General features: G+C 71.0%; 3 protein-coding genes. 1 reads left to right on the top strand and 2 read right to left on the bottom strand.

Features of this window, described 5'->3' with window-relative positions; genetic code table 11:
• Positions 1-321 precede the first annotated feature (321 nt).
• Together E1283_RS33055 and E1283_RS33050 are read right to left on the bottom strand one after the other, a co-directional pair.
• The gene (locus E1283_RS33055; RefSeq protein WP_132821855.1) at positions 322-1,992 is read right to left on the bottom strand and encodes an ATP-binding SpoIIE family protein phosphatase; all 1,671 of its coding nucleotides are present in this window, start codon (positions 1,990-1,992) and stop codon (positions 322-324) included.
• 150 nt (positions 1,993-2,142) lie between these two features.
• A complete protein-coding gene (locus E1283_RS33050; RefSeq protein WP_132821854.1) occupies positions 2,143-3,501 on the bottom strand; it encodes an NAD(P)/FAD-dependent oxidoreductase in 1,359 nt (452 codons plus the stop codon).
• Between the two features lie 274 nt (positions 3,502-3,775).
• On the opposite strand from E1283_RS33050, the gene E1283_RS33045 reads away from it, so the two are divergent.
• Positions 3,776-4,114 (top strand): TetR/AcrR family transcriptional regulator (locus E1283_RS33045; RefSeq protein ID WP_132821853.1); only part of this gene is annotated, 339 nt, incomplete at its 3' end.

Below are 4,114 nucleotides of genomic sequence, written 5' to 3'. Positions count from 1 at the left end.
CAAACTCTCCGTGAATGCTTCACTGAAAGCTTGGATCTTGGATCCAACTTCAAAAAATCTGGCATTGACTATTTGGCACACTGTTGAGTTCTCAAGGAACGGACGCTTCCTTCGGCTCCCTCTCGGGTTCCTCCGGGCTTCCCTTCGGTGTTCACTACTTTAGAACCAACCCCCGCCGAATTCCAAATCCGGCCCCGGAGAAGCTATTTCAGGCAAGCCGAAACAGACCCTCGCGGGCAGAGCGTTCAAAGAAGTGGATTTGCGCCCTTCACGAGCGCTTGGGCAACGTTACGCCTTCACCCCAACGGCGTCAACTCGGGTTCAACTCGCCTCGGGGAGCGCGAACTCGGCCCACACCGCCTTGCCGCCCTCGGGCAGCCGACGGGCGCCCCACTCGGCCGCGATGGTGGCCACCACGGCGATTCCGCGGCCCGCCTCGTCGGCGGGCGCGGCCTGTTGGCGGCGCGGCAGGTGCTCGTCGCCGTCCGTCACCTCGACGATCAGCCGGCGGTCGGTGCGCCGCAGCCGCAACCCCATCGGGGCGCGGCCGTGCTTGAGGGAGTTGGCGACCAGTTCGCTGGCCGCCAGCACGCCCAGCTCGCGCAGTTCCTCGGGGAACCGCCAGCTGGCCAGCACGCCGTCCGCGAAGGCGCGGGCGCGCGGGGCCGCCTCGATCCCGCCGAGCAGGTCGAGTGCGGCCCCCCTGAACAGGTCGGCCTCCTCGCCCTCCCGTTCGGGGCAGGACAGGACCAGGACGGCGACGTCGTCGTCGTGTTCCTCCGTGATGCCCAGGGTGCGCAGCAGCCGGCCGCAGATGATCTCGGGGCCGCCGCCGCTGCCGCTGCCGGTCAGGGCGCGCTCCAGGGCGTCGATGCCCTCGTCGATGTCGGCGTCCCGGCGCTCGACCAGTCCGTCGGTATAGAGGACGGCGTTGGCGCCCGGGCCGAACGGGACGCTGCCCGAGGCGTGGATCCAGCCGCCGGTGCCGAGCGGCGGGCCGGTCGGCTCGGTGGCCCGGGTGATGCTGCCGTCCCGCTCCTGGATGAGGATCGGCAGGTGGCCGGCCGAGGCGTAGGTGAGGGTGCCCTCGTTCGGGTCGTAGACGGCGTAGACGCAGGTGGCGATCTGGCTCGGGTCGATGTCGGAGGCGAGGCCGTCGAGAAGCTGGATGACCTCGTGCGGCGGCAGGTCGAGGCGGGCGTAGGCGCGCACGGCGGTGCGCAGCTGGCCCATGATCGCCGCGGCGCGCATGCCGCGGCCCATGACGTCGCCGATGACGACCGCGGTGCGGCCGGCGCCGAGGGTGATCACGTCGTACCAGTCGCCGCCGACCGCCGCGTCGATGCCGCCCGGCTGGTAGGTGGCGGCGGCCCTGAGGTCGTCGGGCTGTTCGAGCTCCTGGGGGAGCAGGCTGTGCTGGAGGGTGACGGCGGCGGCGCGCTGCTGGCTCTCGCTCTCCCGCAGCCGCTCGGCCGAGACCACCTGGTCGGTGACGTCCGAGGCGAACACCAGCACCCCGCGGGCCGCCGGGCCGTCCGGGGTGGCGAGCTGGACGGGGGTGCAGGTGAAGGTGAAGTAGCTGTCGCGGCCGCGGCCGGGGACGCGTCGTGACTTGAGGGTGCGCGGGGTGCCGCTGCGTCTCACCTGGTCCATGAGGGGGAGCAGGCCGAGCTCGACGAGCTCGGTGAGCGACTCGCGGGCCGGCTCGCCGGCGGTCCGGCGGCCGAAGCGGGCGGCGTACGCCTCGTTCACGTAGGCGACGCGGTGGTCGCCGCCCTGGACGACGGCCACCGGGGCAGGGACCTGGCCCAGCAGTTCGTGGACGGCGAGGGCGTCCACGCCGCGGCCGGGGCCCGGCCTGTCGTGGGGGGCGGTGCTCTGCTGCTCGCCGCGGGCGGCCGGTACGCCGCCGGTGGAGCCGGTCTCGGTTCCGGTGGGGGCGTGGCGCCGCTGTGTTCCGGGCAGCCGGATACCCCAGCGCGTCAAATTCACAGCGTTCCGATCCGAATCGTTCTGCTCGTTCTGCTCTGTGCGTTCCGTGGTGTACGTGTGCGGGTGCGGGTCTTCGTGGGTCTCTGTGCGTCTTCGTGTTCTACAGGGCGCTGAGCGGCAGCCCACCCATGGTCACATGCGGGCGGCGGATCAGGTGTCCTCGGGGTGGCGCCCGGTGCCCGCGGCGAGCTCGAACTCGGCTCGCGGGTGTTCCAGGGAGCCGAGGGAGACGATCTCACGTTTGAACAGTCCCGCAAGGGTCCATTCGGCGAGCACGCGTGCCTTGCGGTTCGTGGTGGGGACGCGGCTGAGGTGGTAGACGCGGTGCACGAACCAGGCCGGGTAGCCCTTGAGGTTCCTTCCGTAGATCCGCGCGACGCCCTTGTGCAGGCCGAGCGAGGCCACCGATCCGGCGTAGCTGTGCCGGTAGTCGGTGGGGGGCTTGCCGCGCAGGCGGGCGACGAGGTTCTCGGCGAGGCGGCGGGCCTGCCGCACGGCGTGCTGGGCGTTGGGCGAGCAGGTGGCCCCCGGGTCGGCCGCGGTGAGGTCGGGGACCGCGGCGGCGTCGCCGGCGGACCAGACGTGGTCGACGCCCTCGACGCGGAGGGCGGCGGTGCAGCGGACCCGGCCGTGCTCGTCGAGGGGGACGCCGAACTCGCGGAGCACGGGGTTGGGCTTGGCGCCGGCGGTCCAGACGAGGGTGCGGGTGGGGTGGCGGGTGCCGTCGCTGAGGGTGGCGACGCGGTCCTCGCAGGATTCCAGCCGGGTGGCGAGGCGCACGTCGATGTTGCGGCCGCGCAGCTCGCGCAGGGCGTGCACGCCCATCTGCTCACCCACCTCGGGGAGGATCCTGTCGGTTGCCTCGACCAGGATCCACTTCTGCTCGTCCGGTCGGATGTTGTGGTAGTAACGGCACGCGAAACGTCCCATGTCCTCCAGCTCGGCGAGGGCCTCGACGCCCGCGTAGCCGCCTCCGACGAAGACGAAGGTGAGGGCGGCGTCCCGGACCGCGGTGTCGCGGGTCGAGGAGGCGATGTCGAGTTGCTCGAGGACGTGGTTGCGCAGGCCGATGGCCTCCTCGACGGCCTTGAAGCCGATGCCGTGCTCGGCGAGACCGGGGATGGGAAGTGTGCGCGAGATGGAACCGGGGGCGACGACGAGTTCGTCGTAGGTCAATCGGAGTGGTTCTCCGTCGGACTCCTGCGCGGCGAGCGTGCGCACGGTGACCGTGCGGCGGGCGGGGTCGACGGCGATGGCCTCTCCGGGGACAAAGCGGCAGCGGGCGAGAACTCGACGCAGGGGAACGACGACGTGTCGTGGGGAGATCGAGCCGGCGGCCGCTTCGGGAAGGAAGGGCTGGTAGGTCATGTACGGCTCGGGGCTGACCATGGTGATCACGACGTCGCCGCGCCTGAGCTCGCGTCGGAGCCTGCGCTGGAGGCGATGCGCGGTGTAGAGACCGACATAGCCCCCACCGATCACGACGATGTGCGCGGGTTGCTTTGTCACCCGTCCATGAGGCACCCGGGGGCACGCTTTTGTCCACAGGTCGGACGGGGTCCTGCTCCGTTCGGGGGCCGGGGGCGCGTGGGGCGCGTCTCCTCCGGTCCTTCGCCCGTTGCGTTTGTCTGGCTTCTTCGGCTTATGGGGCGTCTTGGCGCTGTAGGGGGCTCTTCGGGGCTCTTGGGGCTACTTGGTCCTTCCTCGGTGTCAGTGCCCTCAACTATGTTCGTACTCACAGTCAGGGGCGGTCACTCCGTCCCTTGAACCGGGGGATTTCGATATGCCAATGCAGGGATCCGAGGCTCCGGAGGCGGCGAGCTCCGAGGGGAAGTCGGCGCCGCTGCGGGTGGACGCCCAGCGCAATCTGCGGCATGTCCTGAGCGCGGCACGGGATGTGTTCGGCGAGCAGGGTTACGGGGCGCCGATGGAGGAGGTGGCCCGGCGGGCCCGGGTCGGCGTGGGCACGGTGTACCGGCGGTTTCCGAACAAGGAGGCGTTGGTCCGGTACATCGCCGAGGAGGAGACGCAGCGGTTGACGGCCAGGGCGCGGGAGGCGCTGGCCAGGGACGACGAGCCGTGGGGGGCGTTGGCCGGGTTCGTGCTGCGGTCGGCGGCGGCG

This window comes from Streptomyces hainanensis, from assembly GCF_004348415.1.
GTDB lineage: Bacteria > Actinomycetota > Actinomycetes > Streptomycetales > Streptomycetaceae > Streptomyces > Streptomyces hainanensis.
Note: the sequence above shows the minus strand (reverse complement) of the source record. Positions and strands in the feature narration are given on the sequence as shown.